Consider the following 15,638-nt stretch of genomic DNA (forward strand, 5'->3'; position numbering starts at 1 on the left):
GCGCCGTAGTACCACCTCCGCGGTGTTCAGCCCGCCGCTTCCCCGCCCTGACCGGTGGGGGAGCCGGCGGGCTTCCGCGTTCCCGGGACCCGCGCCGGGCCCGCCGTACGGAACGGGCGGGGCGCGGACCCCTCCGCGGAGCGGCCGACGGCAGGGTCCCGGCCGGCCAGCAGCGCGCGCTCCACGGTCTGGGCCGCCGACAGTCCCCGACCCTCCCGGAACGCCGCGCCGTACGCCTCCGCCCCCAGCGCCTCCTCGGCCCGCCGCGCGCACAGCGCCCTCGGCACGTCGAACGCCTCCGAGCCGAACAGCCGCACGCCCACCGCGTCCCACACCGGGACCGCCGCCCCCTGGAGGACCGCGGCCTCCACCGGATCGCCCTCGCTCACCGTCACCAGGGCGAGCAGCTCGACCGCGAGGACGAGCCCGACCAGGTCGCGGAAGCCGTCGTTGATCGACACGCAGTCGGTGAGCAGCTCCCGTGCCTCGCCGTACGCGCCCCCGGCCCACGCGAGATACCCGAGTACGTACAGGGCGTAGGCCTTCGTCCACAGCTCGCCCCGCTCCTCGCAGACCTCCCGCACCTCCCGGGAGAGGGCGCCCGCCCCCTCCCGGTCGCCGAGGAAGGCCCGCGCCATCGCCAGCTCGACCTGCGCCATCAGCACGTTGCTGTTCAGCTCGCCGAGTTCCCGGTACGCGTCGAGCGCGCGGCCGATCAGCTCCTCGGCCCGGGGCATGTCGTCCGTGAGCAGCGCGAGGCAGCCCATCCGGTGCGTCGCGTAGGCCTGCGCCAGCGCGTTCCGCGAGGCCTCCGCCCGCTCCCGGCACTCGTGCAGGGCGGCCACCGCCGCCGTTCCGTCGCCCTGCAGGACCGCCACGTACCCGAGCACCCAGAGCGCCTTGAGCCGCGCCTCCTCGTGACCGGACGCGAGCGCCAGCGCCCGGTCCAGCCAGTGCCGCCCCTCCGAGAGGCGTCCGCACCCCACCCACGCGAACCACAGCGTGCCGGCCAGGTGCTGGGCGAGATGCGCGTCCTCCGGCTGCTCCAGGCACAGGTCGAGGGCCGCCCGCAGATGAGGGAGCGCCGCCTCGGTCAGGACCGCGACCTCGGGCTGGCGCGGGCTGTACCACTCCAGCTCGCACCAGGTGGCGAGGCCCATGTACCAGTCGCGGTGCCGCCGCCGCATCCGCTCCGTGTCGTCCAGGGCCGCCAGCCACTCCGCCCCGTAGGCCGCGACCGTGTCGAGCATCCGGTACGCGGTCCCCGCCGGGGTGTCGTCCCGGACGAGCAGCGACTGGGCGAGCAGCCCGCCGAGCAGATCGAGGATCCGCTCCGGCGGCAGCTCCGGGCCCCCGCACACGTACTCCACCGCCTCCAGGTCGAAGGCGCCCGGGAAGACGGAGAGCCGCGCCCAGAGGAGCCGCTCCTCCGGAGTGCACAGCTCGTGGCTCCAGCCGATGGCGGTGCGCAGCGTCCGGTGGCGGGGGAGGGCCCCGCGCGTGCCGTCGGCGAGCAGCCGGAAGCGGTCGTCGAGGCGCCGCAGCAACTGCTCGACGGAGAGCAGCGGCAGCCGTCCCGCCGCCAGTTCGAGCGCGAGCGGGATGCCGTCCAGACGGCGGCACACCTCGCGTACGGCGTCCCCGCCCCCGGGGCGGGCCGGGGACGCGGCTCCCCGACCCGGGAGGTCGGGCGGGGCCGCGCCGGGACGGGCGGGGGCGCCCGTCAGGGCTTCGGCACCGAGCCGGGCCGCCGTGTCCGCGCCCGCCGTCCCCGGCAGGCCGGGCGCTCCCGCCTCCGCGGCCCGCTCCGCCAGCAGCTCCACCGCCTCCGCCTCGGACAGCGGCGCCAGCGCGAACACCGCCTCGCCCGTCACCCGCAGCGGTCGCCGGCCCGTGGCGAGGACGGTCAGGCCGGGCGCGTGCTCCAGGAGTTCCCGCACGAGGGGAGCGCAGTGCTCCACGAGGTGCTCGAAGCCGTCCACGACCAGCAGGGTCCGCCGCTCCGCCAGGTGCTCCAGGAGGACCTCGCGCGGCGGCCGGGGGGTGTGGTCGGTCAGGTCGAGCGCCTCGACCAGGGCGTACTCGATCAGAGCGGGGTCGCGCAGGGATGCGAGACCGGCCAGCCGGACTCCGTCGCCGTAGCGTTTCTGCACGTCGGCGGCGGTCCTCAGCGCGAGCCTGGTCTTGCCGACCCCGCCCACGCCCACGACCGTGACCAGGCGGGACGTCCCGAGGAGCGCCGTCAGTGCGGCCTGCTCGGTGGTCCGTCCGACGAACCGGTTGAGCTCCGCCGGGAGATTGCTCCGTCGCATGGGACACGGAGCGTACTCACCCCTGCGCGCTCCGTACAATCGGTTCGCGTAACTCCCGTCTCCCGCGCGGTAATGCGGTACGGGGCCGCAGCCCGGGCGCGATAGGGTCGGGGGACGACTTCCAGCAAGGGCCCAACGACAGCAGAGAGCGGTGCAGAGTGACCGGTGGAGAGGTTGCCGGGATCCTGGTGGCCGTCTTCTGGGCGATCCTGGTCTCCTTCCTCGCCGTGGTTCTGGCGAGGCTGGCGCAGACGCTCAGGGCGACCACCAAGATGGTGGCGGACGTGACGGAGCAGGCCGTTCCCCTCCTGGCAGACGCCTCCGCGACCGTCCGCTCGGCCCAGACCCAGCTCGACCGGGTCGACGCCATCGCCTCGGACGTCCAGGAGGTCACCTCCAACGCCTCCGCGCTCTCCTCCACCGTCGCGTCCACCTTCGGCGGTCCGCTCGTCAAGGTCGCCGCCTTCGGCTACGGGGTGCGCAAGGCGCTCGGCCGGGGCGGGGACGGCGCGGACGTGCCGCGGGGATCCTCGCGACGTACTGTGATCGTCGGCCGTACCGTGCCGTCCTCGCGACGCCGGAAGCAGAAGGGCTGAGCCGAGATGTTCCGCCGCACGTTCTGGTTCACGGCCGGCGCAGCCGCCGGCGTGTGGGCCACCGCCAAGGTCAACCGGAAGCTGAAGCAGCTGACCCCCGAGAGCCTCGCCGCCCAGGCGGCCGACAAGGCGATCGAGACCGGCCACCGCCTCAAGGACTTCGCCCTCGACGTGAGGGCGGGCATGGTCCAGCGGGAGGCCGAACTGGAGGAGGCGCTCGGCCTCGACGCTCCCGCCGAGCCGCACCCGGCCCGGGCCGGGGAGCTTCCGGAGCCCCGCCGCCGGGGTGCGCTCGGGCGCACCCCGAACCCGACCACGCACGTACTTCCCACGATCTCGTACAACCGGAATGAGGACCACTGATGGAGTCGGCTGAAATCCGCCGCCGCTGGCTGAGCTTCTTCGAGGAGCGCGGGCACACCGTCGTCCCTTCGGCGTCGCTCATCGCGGACGACCCGACTCTGCTGCTCGTCCCGGCCGGCATGGTGCCGTTCAAGCCCTACTTCCTGGGTGAGGTCAAGCCGCCCTTCACGCGCGCGTCCAGCGTGCAGAAGTGCGTGCGGACCCCCGACATCGAAGAGGTCGGCAAGACCACCCGCCACGGCACGTTCTTCCAGATGTGCGGCAACTTCTCCTTCGGCGACTACTTCAAGGAAGGCGCCATCAAGCTCGCCTGGGAGCTGCTGACCACCCCGGTGGAGCACGGCGGCTACGGGCTGGAGCCGGAGAAGCTCTGGATCACCGTCTACCAGGAGGACGACGAGGCCGAGCAGATCTGGCGCGACGTCGTCGGCGTGCCCGCCGAGCGCATCCAGCGCCTCGGCAAGAAGGACAACTACTGGTCGATGGGCGTCCCCGGTCCCTGCGGCCCCTGCTCCGAGATCAACTACGACCGCGGCCCCGAGTTCGGCGTCGAGGGCGGCCCGGCCGTCAACGACGAGCGGTACGTGGAGATCTGGAACCTGGTCTTCATGCAGTACGAGCGCGGCGAGGGCTCCGACAAGGAGAACTTCCCGATCCTCGGCGAGCTGCCGTCGAAGAACATCGACACGGGCCTCGGCCTGGAGCGCCTGGCGATGATCCTCCAGGGCGTCCAGAACATGTACGAGACGGACACCCTCCAGGTCGTCATCGACAAGGCCACCGAGCTCACCGGCGTCGCCTACGGCAAGGCCAAGGACAGCGACGTCTCGCTCCGTGTGGTCGCCGACCACATGCGGACCTCCGTCATGCTGATCGGCGACGGCGTCACCCCCGGCAACGAGGGCCGCGGCTACGTGCTGCGCCGCATCATGCGCCGCGCCGTCCGCAACATGCGCCTGCTCGGCGCCACCGGCCCGGTCGTCCAGGACCTCGTCGACACCGTGATCGACACCATGGGCGAGCAGTACCCGGAGCTGATCACCGACCGCAAGCGCATCGAGACCGTCGCGCTCGCCGAGGAGGCCGCCTTCCTGAAGGCCCTCAAGGGCGGCACGAACATCCTCGACACCGCCGTGACCGAGACCAAGGCCGCCGGCGGCACGGTCCTCTCCGGCGACAAGGCGTTCCTGCTCCACGACACCTGGGGCTTCCCGATCGACCTCACCCTGGAGATGGCCTCCGAGCAGGGCCTCTCCGTGGACGAGGACGGCTTCCGCCGCCTGATGAAGGAGCAGCGGGACCGCGCCAAGGCCGACGCCAAGGCGAAGAAGACCGGCCACGCCGACATGACCGCGTACCGGGAGATCGCCGACACCAGCGGCGCCACCGAGTTCACGGGCTACACCAACCTGGAGGGCGAGACCACGGTCGTCGGCCTCCTCGTCAACGGCGTCCCCTCGCCGGCCGCCACCGAGGGCGACGACGTCGAGGTCGTCCTGGACCGCACTCCCTTCTACGCCGAGGGCGGCGGCCAGATCGCCGACCAGGGCCGGATCAGGCTGCACAGCGGCGCGGTCATCGAGGTCCGCGACGTCCAGCAGCCGGTCCCCGGCGTCTCCGTGCACAAGGGCTCCGTGCAGGTCGGCGAGGTCACCGTGGGCGCCAGCGCCTACGCCACCATCGACGTGCGCCGCCGCCGGGCCATCGCCCGCGCCCACTCGGCCACCCACCTGACCCACCAGGCGCTGCGCGACGCGCTCGGCCCGACAGCCGCCCAGGCCGGTTCCGAGAACCAGCCGGGCCGCTTCCGCTTCGACTTCGGCTCGCCGAACGCCGTCCCCGGCACGGTCCTCACCGACGTCGAGCAGAAGATCAACGAGGTCCTCTCGCGCGAGCTGGAGGTCCACGCCGAGGTCATGCCGATCAACGAGGCCAAGCGCCAGGGCGCCATCGCCGAGTTCGGCGAGAAGTACGGCGAGCAGGTCCGCGTCGTCACCATCGGCGACTTCTCCAAGGAGCTGTGCGGCGGCACGCACGTCGGCAACACCGCCCAGCTGGGCCTGGTGAAGCTGCTCGGCGAGTCCTCCATCGGCTCCGGCGTGCGCCGCATCGAGGCCCTCGTCGGCGTCGACGCGTACAACTTCCTCGCCCGTGAGCACACGGTCGTCGCCCAGCTCCAGGAGCTGGTCAAGGGTCGTCCGGAGGAGCTCCCCGAGAAGATCTCCGCCATGCTCGGCAAGCTGAAGGACGCCGAGAAGGAGATCGAGAAGTTCCGCGCGGAGAAGGTCCTCCAGGCCGCCGCCGGCCTCGTCGAGTCCGCCCGGGACATCCGCGGACTGGCCCTCGTCACCGGCAAGGTCCAGGACGGCACCGGCGCCGACGACCTGCGCAAGCTGGTACTGGACGTGCGCGGCCGCATCCCCTCGGACCGCCCGGCCGTCGTGGCCCTCTTCACCACGGTGAACGGCAAGCCCCTCACGGTCATCGCCACCAACGAGGCCGCCCGTGAGCGCGGCCTCAAGGCCGGCGAGCTGGTCCGCACGGCGGCCAAGACCCTCGGTGGCGGTGGCGGCGGCAAGCCGGACGTCGCCCAGGGCGGCGGTCAGAACCCGGAGGCCGTCGGCGAGGCCATCGCCGCCGTCGAGCGCCTCGTGGTGGAGACGGCGTGACGATGCGTCGCGGCCGCCGTCTCGCGGTGGACGTCGGGGACGCCCGGATCGGGGTCGCCTCGTGCGACCCCGACGGGGTCCTCGCCACGCCGGTGGAGACCGTGCCGGGACGTGACGTCCCGGCCGCCCACCGGCGGCTCCGCCAGATCGTCGCGGAGTACGAGCCGATCGAGGTCGTCGTGGGCCTGCCCCGCTCGCTCAGCGGGCGGGAGGGGCCGGCCGCCACCAAGGTCCGCGCCTTCGCGGGGGAGATGGCCAAGGGCATCGCGCCCGTGCCGGTCCGCCTGGTCGACGAGCGGATGACCACGGTCACCGCGACCCAGGGGCTGCGCGCCTCCGGCGTGAAGGCCAAGAAGGGGCGGTCCGTCATCGACCAGGCCGCCGCTGTGATCATCCTTCAGAACGCTCTTGAGTCCGAACGGGTATCAGGTAATCCGCCCGGTGAGGGCGTCGAAGTGGTCATCTGATCGCGATACGGTAACGTTCCGCGCGATGCGGCGGTGTTCGAACAGCTGCCGCACTACGTAGAGGCGGATCGTCCGGAAGCCTCGCGGCTGTTTTGGGGATCGATGACTGAGTATGGCCGGAGCCCCGGCTCCGAACCGTGGCACCCCGGGGACCCGCTGTACGGGGACCAGGGGTGGGAGGGCCAGCAGCAGCACTACCCGCACCCGCAGCAGGCAAACCAGTACGGCCAGGGCTACCAGGACCCGTACGGGCAGGGCGGCCAGAACGGCCAGGTTCCCCAGGGGTACGAGGCCGACCCCTACCAGCAGCATGCCCAGCAGTACCAGCAGCAGCCGCAGGGGTACGTCGATCCGCAGACGCAGTACGAGCAGCAGGCGCAGCAGCAGTACCAGCAGCACCAGCAGCAGTACGGGACGGGGTACCAGGGCGGGTACGACACGCCCGGGCACCTCGGACAGCAGTACGACGGCAACTGGGAGACGGGCCAGGCGGCGATGCCGTACGGCGGGACCCCGGCCGATCCGTACGGCGGCCAGAACCCCGACCTGTACGGCACGCCCGAGGCGTACCCCCCGCCCCAGCCCCCCGGCCGTCGGCAGAACCCGCCGGAGCCCGTCGTCGACTGGGCCCCGGAGGAGGAGTCCCGCCCCGAGCCGGAGGAGGAGAAGCACCCCTTCTTCACCGGCGGGGAGGACCCGGACGACGACGCGTACGAGGAGGAGCCCGGCCGCGGCCGGGGCTCCCGCGGCGACGACCGCGACCGGGAGCGCCGGAGCAAGGACAACAAGCGCAAGGGCAAGAACGGCGTGGCCTGCCTCGTCGTCGCGATCGTGCTGGCCGGCGGCGTCGGCGGCGTCGGCTACTTCGGCTACCAGTTCTGGCAGGGCCAGTTCGGTGCGGCGGAGGACTACGCGGGCAGCGGCAGCGGGGACGTCCAGGTCGAGATCCCCAAGGGCGCGTTCGGCAACGAGATCGGCAACATCCTGAAGAAGGCCGGCGTCGTCAAGAGCGTCGACGCCTTCGTCTCCGCGCAGCAGCGGAACCCCAAGGGCACGTCGATCCAGGCGGGCGTCTACACGCTCAAGAAGGAGATGTCGGCGGAGAGCGCCGTCACGATGATGCTCGACCCGGCGAGCCAGAGCAATTTCGTCATTCCCGAGGGCCGGCGGAACGTCTGGGTCTACGAGCAGATCGACAAGAAGCTCGGTCTCGACCCCGGTACGACGAAGGACATCGCGAAGACGAAGGCCGACACCCTGGGACTCCCGGACTGGGCGAAGGGCCACAAGAACGTCAAGGACCCGCTGGAAGGATTCCTCTTCCCGGCGAGCTACCCCGTGGCGAAGGGCAGCAAGCCCGAGGACGCGCTGCGCAAGATGGTGAGCCGCGCGAGCCAGGAGTACGACAAGCTCGAACTGGACGCCAAGGCGCAGCAGCTCGGCGTCGACAGCCCCTGGGAGCTCGTCACGATCGCGAGCCTCGTGCAGGCGGAGGGCACCTCGCACGACGACTTCCGCAAGATGGGCGAGGTCGTCTACAACCGGCTCAAGCCGTCGAACCCGCAGACCTACGGCGGTCTCGAGTTCGACTCGACGTACAACTACATCAAGAACCAGAGCAAGCTGGACCTCTCGCTGGCGGAGGTCCGGAAGTACAACAGCCCGTACAACACGTACTTCGTCAAGGGCCTGCCGCCCGGGCCGATCGGCAACCCCGGTCTCGAAGCCCTGCAGGGCGCGCTCAACCCGACGCACGACGGGTGGTACTACTTCATCTCGCTCGACGGCAAGAGCTCCAAGTTCACGCGGACGAACGCCGAGCACCAGAAGCTCGTCGACGAGTTCAACGAGTCGAGGAAGAACTGATGGCGGCAGCACGGCGCGCGGCGGTCCTGGGATCGCCGATCGCGCACTCGCTCTCCCCGGTCCTGCACCGGGCCGCGTACGCCGCGCTCGGGCTCGGCGACTGGTCGTACGACCGCTTCGAGGTCGACGAGGCCGGGCTGGCCGGCTTCGTCGGCGAGCTGGACGGCAGCTGGGCCGGCCTGTCCCTGACCATGCCGCTCAAGCGGGCGGTCATCCCGCTCCTCGACGGGATCACCGACACGGCCGCCTCGGTCGAGGCCGTCAACACGGTCGTCCTCCACGAGGACGGGCGCAGGACCGGCGACAACACCGACATCCCCGGCATGCTCGCCGCCCTGCGGGAGCGGGGCGTCGAGAAGGTGGAGTCCGCGGCGGTCCTCGGCGCGGGCGCCACCGCCTCCTCCGCGCTCGCCGCGCTCGCCCGGATCTGCGACGGACCGGTCACCGCGTACGTGCGCAGCGAGGCGCGCGCCGAGGAGATGCGCGGCTGGGGCGAGCGGCTCGGTGTGGAGGTCAGGACGGCCGCCTGGGACGACGCGAGGGAGGCCTTCGCGGCCCCGCTGGTCGTCGCCACCACGCCCGCCGGTACGACGAACGCCCTCGCGAGTGCCGTTCCCGACGCCGTCGGGACCCTCTTCGACGTCCTGTACGACCCCTGGCCGACGGCGCTCGCCGCGGCCTGGTCCGACCGGGGCGGCAAGGTCGTCGGGGGGCTCGACCTCCTGGTCCACCAGGCCGTCCTCCAGGTCGAACAGATGACCGGCGTCCCCCGGGCGCCGCTGGCCGCGATGCGCGCGGCGGGCGAGCGGGCGCTGGCCGCCCGCTAGAGGTCGGCGGCCCGATCGGTGCCCCGATCGGGCCGCCGATCGGCTGGTGTCCGGTCTCCGCGGCGTCCGGGAACGGAGGGTGCCGCGTCCGACAGCTGGACCGGAGGACGGGTTCGTCCCGCGGACGTGGGAGGATCAGTGGTGGCGGGCCAGGGCCGCGCACCCGGTCGCGCCGTCGCAGTACCCAGGCGCGAGCATGAGGAGCATCGTTGAGCAGGTTGCGTTGGCTGACCGCTGGGGAATCCCACGGACCCGCGCTGGTCGCGACACTGGAGGGCCTCCCCGCCGGTGTCCCGGTCACCACTGAGCTGGTGGCGGACCACCTCGCGCGGCGACGCCTCGGCTATGGGCGCGGCGCCCGGATGAAGTTCGAGCAGGACGAGATCACCTTCCTGGGCGGAGTCCGGCACGGGCTCTCCCTGGGCTCCCCGATCGCCGTCATGGTCGGCAACACCGAGTGGCCGAAGTGGGAGAAGGTCATGGCGGCCGACCCCGTCGACCCCTCCGAACTCAAGGAGACGGGCCGCAACGCCCCCCTGACCCGGCCGCGTCCCGGTCACGCCGACCTCGCCGGCATGCAGAAGTACGGCTTCGACGAGGCCCGGCCGATCCTGGAGCGCGCCAGCGCCCGCGAGACCGCCGCCCGCGTCGCCCTCGGCGCGATCGCCCGCTCCTTCATCAAGGAGACCGCCGGCATCGAGATCGTCTCGCACGTCGTCGAGCTGGCCGCGGCCAAGGCGCCCTACGGCGTCTACCCGACCCCCGCCGACGTCGAGAAGCTCGACGCGGACCCGGTCCGCTGCCTCGACGCCGACGCGTCGAAGGCGATGGTCGCCGAGATCGACCAGGCCCACAAGGACGGCGACACCCTCGGCGGCGTCGTCGAGGTGCTGGCGTACGGCGTCCCCGTCGGCCTCGGCTCCCACGTCCACTGGGACCGCCGCCTCGACGCGCGGCTCGCCTCCGCCCTCATGGGCATCCAGGCCATCAAGGGTGTCGAGGTCGGCGACGGCTTCGACCTGGCCCGCGTGCCCGGCTCCAAGGCCCACGACGAGATCGTGAAGACCGACGAGGGCATCAAGCGCGCCTCCGGCCGCTCCGGCGGCACCGAGGGCGGCCTGACCACCGGCGAGCTGCTGCGCGTCCGCGCCGCGATGAAGCCCATCGCGACCGTGCCCCGCGCCCTCGCCACCGTCGACGTCGTCACCGGCGAGGCCACCCAGGCCCACCACCAGCGCTCCGACGTCTGCGCGGTCCCCGCGGCCGGCATCGTCGCCGAGGCCATGGTCGCCCTGGTCCTCGCGGACGCCGTCGTCGAGAAGTTCGGCGGCGACAGCGTCCCCGAGACCCGCCGCAACGTCCGGTCGTACCTCGACAACCTGCACATCCGGTGACCGGCGGTCCCCTGGTCGTCCTCGTCGGGCCCATGGGCTCCGGCAAGTCCACGGTGGGCGCGCTCCTGGCCGAGAGGCTGGGCGCGCCCTACCGGGACACCGACGCCGACATCGTCGCCGCCGAGGGCCGTGAGATCTCCGACATCTTCGTCGAGGACGGGGAGGAGCACTTCCGCGCCCTGGAGCGGGACGCGGTCGCCGCGGCCCTCGCCGGGCACGAGGGCGTCCTCTCCCTCGGCGGCGGCGCGATCCTCGACGCCGGGACCCGCGCCCTGCTCGCCGGGCTGCCCGTCGTCTACCTGTCGATGGACGTCGAGGAGGCGGTCCGCCGCGTCGGCCTCAACACCGCGCGCCCGCTGCTCGCCGTCAACCCGCGCCGGCAGTGGCGCGAGCTGATGGACGCCCGGCGCCACCTGTACACCGAAGTCGCCCGGACCGTCGTCACCACCGACGACCGCACCCCCGAAGAGGTCGCGGACGCGGTCCTCGCGGCACTGGATCTGAAGAAGGACGCATGACGACGGACCAGGAAGTCACCCGTATCCACGTCGGGGGCAGCGCCGGCACGGATCCGTACGAGGTGCTGGTCGGCCGGCAGCTGCTGGGCGAACTCCCGGCCCTCATCGGCACCCAGGCCAAGCGGGTCGCGGTGATCCACCCGGAGGCGCTCGCCGACACCGGAGAGGCGCTCCGCGCGGACCTCGCCGAGCAGGGCTACGAGGCGGTCGCCATCCAGGTGCCGAACGCCGAGGAGGCGAAGACCGTCGAGGTCGCCGCCTACTGCTGGAAGGCGCTCGGCCAGACCGGCTTCACCCGCAGCGACGTCATCGTCGGCGTCGGCGGCGGAGCCACGACGGACCTCGCGGGCTTCGTCGCCGCGAGCTGGCTGCGCGGCGTCCGCTGGATCGCCGTGCCGACCACCGTCCTCGCGATGGTCGACGCGGCCGTCGGCGGCAAGACCGGCATCAACACGGCCGAGGGCAAGAACCTCGTCGGCGCCTTCCACCCGCCCGCCGGGGTCCTCTGCGACCTGGCCGCGCTCGACTCGCTGCCGGTGCACGACTACGTCAGCGGTCTCGCGGAGATCATCAAGGCCGGCTTCATCGTCGACCCCGTCATCCTCGACCTCATCGAGGAGGACCCGCAGGCCGCCCGCACCCCGGCCGGCCCGCACACCGCCGAGCTGCTCGTCCGCTCGATCAGGGTCAAGGCCGAGGTCGTCTCCGGCGACCTCAAGGAGTCCGGCCGCCGGGAGATCCTCAACTACGGGCACACCCTCGCGCACGCCATCGAGAAGAACGAGCGGTACAAGTGGCGCCACGGTGCCGCCGTCTCCGTCGGCATGGTGTTCGCCGCCGAGCTGGGCCGGCTCGCCGGCCGCCTCGACGACGCCACCGCCGACCGGCACCGCGCGATCCTGGAGTCCGTCGGCCTGCCGCTCACCTACCGCGGCGACCAGTGGCCCAAGCTCCTGGAGACCATGCGGGTCGACAAGAAGTCCCGCGGGGACCTGCTGCGCTTCATCGTCCTGGACGGCATCGGCAAGCCGACCGTCCTGGAGGGCCCCGACCCGGCGGTGCTGATCGCGGCCTACGGCGAGGTGTCCGCGTGAGCGGGTCACGTCCGGTCCTGGTGCTCAACGGCCCCAACCTGGGGCGGCTCGGCTCCCGCGAGCCCGACATCTACGGCGCCACCAGCTACAAGGGGCTCGTCGAGTCCTGCACGACCCTCGGCGCGGAGCTCGGCTTCGACGTCGACGTGCGGGAGACGAACGACGAGGGCGAGATGATCCGCTGGCTGCACGAGGCGGCGGACGGCTCGATCCCCGTCGTGATCAACCCGGGTGCGTTCACGCACTACTCGTACGGGATGCGCGACGCGGCCGCCCAGCGGACCGCGCCGCTGATCGAGGTCCACCTCTCGAACCCGTACGCCCGGGAGGAGTTCCGGCACACTTCGGTCGTCGCGGCCGTGGCCACCGGGACGGTCGCCGGGTTCGGGATCGGCTCCTACCGGCTGGCCCTGCGGGCGCTCGCCGAGGAACTGACGGACTGACAGGGCACCAGAAGGACGCCCCGGCCGTTCCCCTGGCGGGGGCCGGGGGCGGTAACGTTCCGGCGCACCGGATACACCGGCTACAACAGGCGTACGAGACGGAGTGGGACCGGATGCAGCACGCAGTGGGGGGTCCGCTGCCACCGCCGGAGCGATCGGGCCGGGCGACCGGTCCCGGCACCGGCCCGGGGCCCGTCCCCGGTTCCGCCGTCCCGACCGGGGGCGTCCCCGGGACGGCGACCGGACCGGGTGGCGGCACCGGAGCCGGCGGCACAGGGGCAGGACCGGACCGTGGAGCCGGAACGGGGCCGGGACCCGCGTCCGCAGTGCCCGGCGCCGGGCCGACCGCCGGTGCGCCCGGCGGACTGCCGCCGATACCGCCGCCTCCGCCCGGCGCCCCGTACCAGGGGCCGCCGGCCGGTTCCCGGCTCGGCGTGCACCCGGCCGTCCAGGGCGGCACGCCCGGGCGCCCGCACCCCGCGCCCCCCGCCGGGCCCGGGACGTCCGGCTGGGGCGGTTCCGGAGCGGTGCCGCCGTCCGGCGGTTCCCACCACCCGGGCGGATCGCCGTATCCCGGCGGTCGGTCCCCGCGCGCCGACCTCACCGGCCAGGTGCCGCTGCCGCCCGTGAGCGCGCCGCTCGCGCCCGCCGTGGAGCAGGGCGGAGGAACCGGCGCCGCGACCCTCGCCGTGCTGCTCATCGGCCCCGCGGGAGCCGGCAAGACGACCGTCGCCCGGCACTGGGCGCAGCGCCGCCGGGTGCCCACCGCGCACATCAGCCTCGACGACGTCCGCGAGTGGGTCTGCTCCGGCTTCGCCGACCCGCAGTCCGGCTGGAACGAGCACTCCGAGGCGCAGTACCGGCTCGCCCGCCGCACCTGCGGCTTCGCCGCGCGCAACTTCCTCGCCAACGGCATCTCCTGCATCGTCGACGACGCCGTCTTCCCCGACCGGCCCGTCGTCGGCCTCGGCGGCTGGAAGCGCCACGTCGGCCCCGGTCTGCTGCCCGTGGTGCTCCTGCCCGGCCTGGAGATCGTCCTGGAGCGCAACGCCGAGCGCAGCGGCAACCGCCGCCTCTCGGACGAGGAGGTCGCCGCCATCCACGGGCGGATGGCCGGCTGGTACGGCTCGGGACTGCCGATCATCGACAACTCCACGTACGACGTCGAGACCACCGCCCGGGTGCTCGACGACGTCCTGGCCCGCGCGATCGCCAGCCCGCCCACCTGGTGACTCGCCCCCGGGCCCGACCGGGCCGGGGGAGGCCGGGCCGTCCCGTGCGCGCGTGCCGCCCGGCGCGGCCCCGCCCGGTCGGACGTCCTGAACAGGCCGCCCCGCCCCGCTGCTCGTAGGCTCGGAGCATGTCAGAGGTGTATGCGGACCGCCGTGTACGGCTGCGCGACCGGTGCGCGGCCGCGGGCAGCCCGGCGGCCCTGGTCTCCCGCCCCGCCAACGTCCGCTATCTCGCGGGCGGCTCGCCCGCGGGCGCCGTCCTCCTGGTCGGGCCCGAGCCCGAGGCGGACGTCCTGCTCTGCCCGGTCGCGCCGACCGGCGAACCGGCCGACGGACGGCTCGACGAACTCCTGCGCCGCCAGGTGCTCTCGGCGGGCGGCGGTGATCCGGCCGTCGCCGCGGTCGACCTCGCCCGCCGGGCCGGCGCCGACGCGCTGGCGGTCGAGGAGCACGATCTGACCGTGGCCCGGCACCGCGCCATGGGCGCCGTCTCGCCCGGACTGCGGCTCGCCGACCTGGCCTGCGCCGTCGAGCAGCTGAGGATCGTCAAGGACGAGGACGAGATCGCCTGCCTCCGGATCGCCGCGGAGATCGCCGACCAGGCCCTCGGCGAGCTCCTGGAGTCGATCCTGGTGGGGCGGACCGAGCGGCACCTCGCCCTGGAGCTGGAGCGGCGGCTCGTCGACCACGGCGCCGACGGGGCGGCCTTCCCGACCTCGGTCGCGACCGGCCCGCACTCCGGGCGCCGTGGGCACCGGCCCACCGACCGCCGGGTCGAGGAGGGCGATTTCCTCTCGGTCTGCCTCGGCGCCGACTACCGCGGCTACCGGTGCGAGATCGGCCGCACCTTCGTCATCGGAACGACGCCGGCCGACTGGCAGATCGAGCTGTACGAGCTCGTCTTCGCCGCTCAGCGGGCCGGCCGGGAGTCCCTCGCCCCGGGCGCCGAGTACCGCGACGTGGACCGGGCTGCCCGTCAGATCCTGCACTCCGCGGGGCACGGAGAGGCCGCCGTCCCCCTCACCGGGCACGGGGTGGGGCTCGAAATCGACGAGGACCCGCAGCTCTCACCCTCGGCCATGGGTAAACTGGACGCTTGTGTGCCGGTCACCGTCGAACCGGGGGTTCACCTCCCGGGACGGGGCGGGGTCCGGATCGATGACACGCTCGTCGTGCGCCAGGAGGCGGACGGCGGACCCGAGCTACTCACCATCACGACCAAGGAGCTGCTCGCGCTGTAGGGCGCGTACGTCTCCGAGGTCCCACGTCAGTCCAGGAGATTCCGCAACCGTGGCTTCCACGAACGACCTCAAGAACGGCATGGTGCTCAAGCTCGACGGGGGCCAGCTCTGGTCCGTCGTCGAGTTCCAGCACGTCAAGCCCGGCAAGGGCCCGGCCTTCGTGCGCACCAAGCTCAAGAACGTGCTGTCCGGCAAGGTCGTCGACAAGACCTTCAACGCCGGCGTGAAGGTCGATACGGCCACCATCGACCGCCGCGACATGCAGTTCTCCTACATGGACGGCGACTACTTCGTCTTCATGGACGAGCAGACCTACGACCAGCTGATGGTCGACCGCAAGTCCGTCGGCGACGCCGCCAACTTCCTCATCGAGGGCTTCACCGCCTCGGTCGCGCAGCACGAGGGCGAGGTGCTCTACGTCGAGCTCCCGGCCGCCGTCGAGCTGACGATCAAGCACACCGACCCGGGTGTCCAGGGCGACCGCTCCACCGGTGGCACCAAGCCCGCCACGCTGGAGACCGGCCACGAGATCCAGGTCCCGCTCTTCATCACCACCGGTGAGAAGATCAAGGTCGACACCCGCACCAGCGACTACCTCGGCCGGGTGAACAAGTAG

The 15,638-nt window shown here is 72.8% G+C and carries 14 protein-coding genes; 13 read left to right on the forward strand and 1 reads right to left on the reverse strand.

Annotated elements, in window-relative coordinates; genetic code table 11:
• Window positions 1-26: 26 nt before the first annotated feature.
• Entirely contained in the window at window positions 27-2,312 is a 2,286-nt protein-coding gene (locus ACY0MR_RS29685; protein ID WP_473556328.1) for an ATP-binding protein, read from the reverse strand.
• 158 nt (window positions 2,313-2,470) lie between these two features.
• Between ACY0MR_RS29685 and ACY0MR_RS29690 the strand changes: the two genes are divergently transcribed.
• From ACY0MR_RS29690 to efp, 13 genes are all read left to right on the forward strand, one after another.
• Window positions 2,471-2,908 carry a DUF948 domain-containing protein gene (locus ACY0MR_RS29690; RefSeq protein WP_361852388.1) on the forward strand — a complete coding sequence of 146 codons (438 nt, stop codon included), beginning with the start codon at window positions 2,471-2,473 and terminating at the stop codon, window positions 2,906-2,908.
• A gap of 6 nt (window positions 2,909-2,914) precedes the next feature.
• Entirely contained in the window at window positions 2,915-3,271 is a 357-nt protein-coding gene (locus tag ACY0MR_RS29695) for a DUF6167 family protein (RefSeq protein WP_361852385.1), read from the forward strand.
• Window positions 3,271-5,940 (forward strand): alanine--tRNA ligase, encoded by a 2,670-nt coding sequence (gene alaS / locus ACY0MR_RS29700; protein ID WP_388806439.1) that lies wholly within the window; start codon window positions 3,271-3,273, stop codon window positions 5,938-5,940. The genes ACY0MR_RS29695 and alaS overlap by 1 nt, the downstream gene beginning before the upstream one ends.
• Window positions 5,941-5,942: 2 nt before the next feature.
• Window positions 5,943-6,407 (forward strand): Holliday junction resolvase RuvX, encoded by a 465-nt coding sequence (gene ruvX, locus ACY0MR_RS29705; RefSeq protein WP_361852417.1) that lies wholly within the window; start codon window positions 5,943-5,945, stop codon window positions 6,405-6,407.
• A 102-nt stretch (window positions 6,408-6,509) separates the two neighbouring features.
• Window positions 6,510-8,273, forward strand: a complete 1,764-nt coding sequence (gene mltG / locus ACY0MR_RS29710) for an endolytic transglycosylase MltG (protein WP_473556332.1) — start codon at window positions 6,510-6,512, stop codon at window positions 8,271-8,273.
• Window positions 8,273-9,100, forward strand: a complete 828-nt coding sequence (locus ACY0MR_RS29715) for a shikimate dehydrogenase (protein WP_392206197.1) — start codon at window positions 8,273-8,275, stop codon at window positions 9,098-9,100. The genes mltG and ACY0MR_RS29715 overlap by 1 nt, the downstream gene beginning before the upstream one ends.
• A gap of 209 nt (window positions 9,101-9,309) precedes the next feature.
• Window positions 9,310-10,494, forward strand: a complete 1,185-nt coding sequence (aroC, locus tag ACY0MR_RS29720) for a chorismate synthase (protein ID WP_361852374.1) — start codon at window positions 9,310-9,312, stop codon at window positions 10,492-10,494.
• Entirely contained in the window at window positions 10,491-11,012 is a 522-nt protein-coding gene (locus ACY0MR_RS29725) for a shikimate kinase (RefSeq protein WP_388806433.1), read from the forward strand. Before aroC ends, ACY0MR_RS29725 begins: the two co-directional genes overlap by 4 nt.
• Window positions 11,009-12,106, forward strand: a complete 1,098-nt coding sequence (gene aroB / locus ACY0MR_RS29730) for a 3-dehydroquinate synthase (protein WP_361852369.1) — start codon at window positions 11,009-11,011, stop codon at window positions 12,104-12,106. The genes ACY0MR_RS29725 and aroB overlap by 4 nt, the downstream gene beginning before the upstream one ends.
• Entirely contained in the window at window positions 12,103-12,549 is a 447-nt protein-coding gene (gene aroQ, locus ACY0MR_RS29735; protein WP_473556336.1) for a type II 3-dehydroquinate dehydratase, read from the forward strand. The genes aroB and aroQ overlap by 4 nt, the downstream gene beginning before the upstream one ends.
• 326 nt (window positions 12,550-12,875) lie before the next feature.
• Window positions 12,876-13,781 carry an AAA family ATPase gene (locus tag ACY0MR_RS29740; RefSeq protein WP_473556338.1) on the forward strand — a complete coding sequence of 302 codons (906 nt, stop codon included), beginning with the start codon at window positions 12,876-12,878 and terminating at the stop codon, window positions 13,779-13,781.
• 128 nt (window positions 13,782-13,909) lie between these two features.
• Window positions 13,910-15,022, forward strand: a complete 1,113-nt coding sequence (locus ACY0MR_RS29745) for an aminopeptidase P family protein (RefSeq protein WP_392047237.1) — start codon at window positions 13,910-13,912, stop codon at window positions 15,020-15,022.
• A 49-nt stretch (window positions 15,023-15,071) separates the two neighbouring features.
• Window positions 15,072-15,638, forward strand: a complete 567-nt coding sequence (efp, locus tag ACY0MR_RS29750) for an elongation factor P (RefSeq protein ID WP_361863070.1) — start codon at window positions 15,072-15,074, stop codon at window positions 15,636-15,638.

The sequence above is a fragment of the Streptomyces sp. JN8 genome (assembly GCF_055808075.1).

Coding starts and splice junctions, on each gene's coding strand:
- ACY0MR_RS29685 (WP_473556328.1), bottom strand. CDS start 2,312: ATGCGACGGAGCAATCTCCCGGCGGAGCTCAACCGGTTCGTCGGACGG.
- mltG (WP_473556332.1), top strand. CDS start 6,510: ATGACTGAGTATGGCCGGAGCCCCGGCTCCGAACCGTGGCACCCCGGG.
- alaS (WP_388806439.1), top strand. CDS start 3,271: ATGGAGTCGGCTGAAATCCGCCGCCGCTGGCTGAGCTTCTTCGAGGAG.
- ACY0MR_RS29745 (WP_392047237.1), top strand. CDS start 13,910: ATGTCAGAGGTGTATGCGGACCGCCGTGTACGGCTGCGCGACCGGTGC.
- aroB (WP_361852369.1), top strand. CDS start 11,009: ATGACGACGGACCAGGAAGTCACCCGTATCCACGTCGGGGGCAGCGCC.
- ruvX (WP_361852417.1), top strand. CDS start 5,943: ATGCGTCGCGGCCGCCGTCTCGCGGTGGACGTCGGGGACGCCCGGATC.
- ACY0MR_RS29715 (WP_392206197.1), top strand. CDS start 8,273: ATGGCGGCAGCACGGCGCGCGGCGGTCCTGGGATCGCCGATCGCGCAC.
- ACY0MR_RS29695 (WP_361852385.1), top strand. CDS start 2,915: ATGTTCCGCCGCACGTTCTGGTTCACGGCCGGCGCAGCCGCCGGCGTG.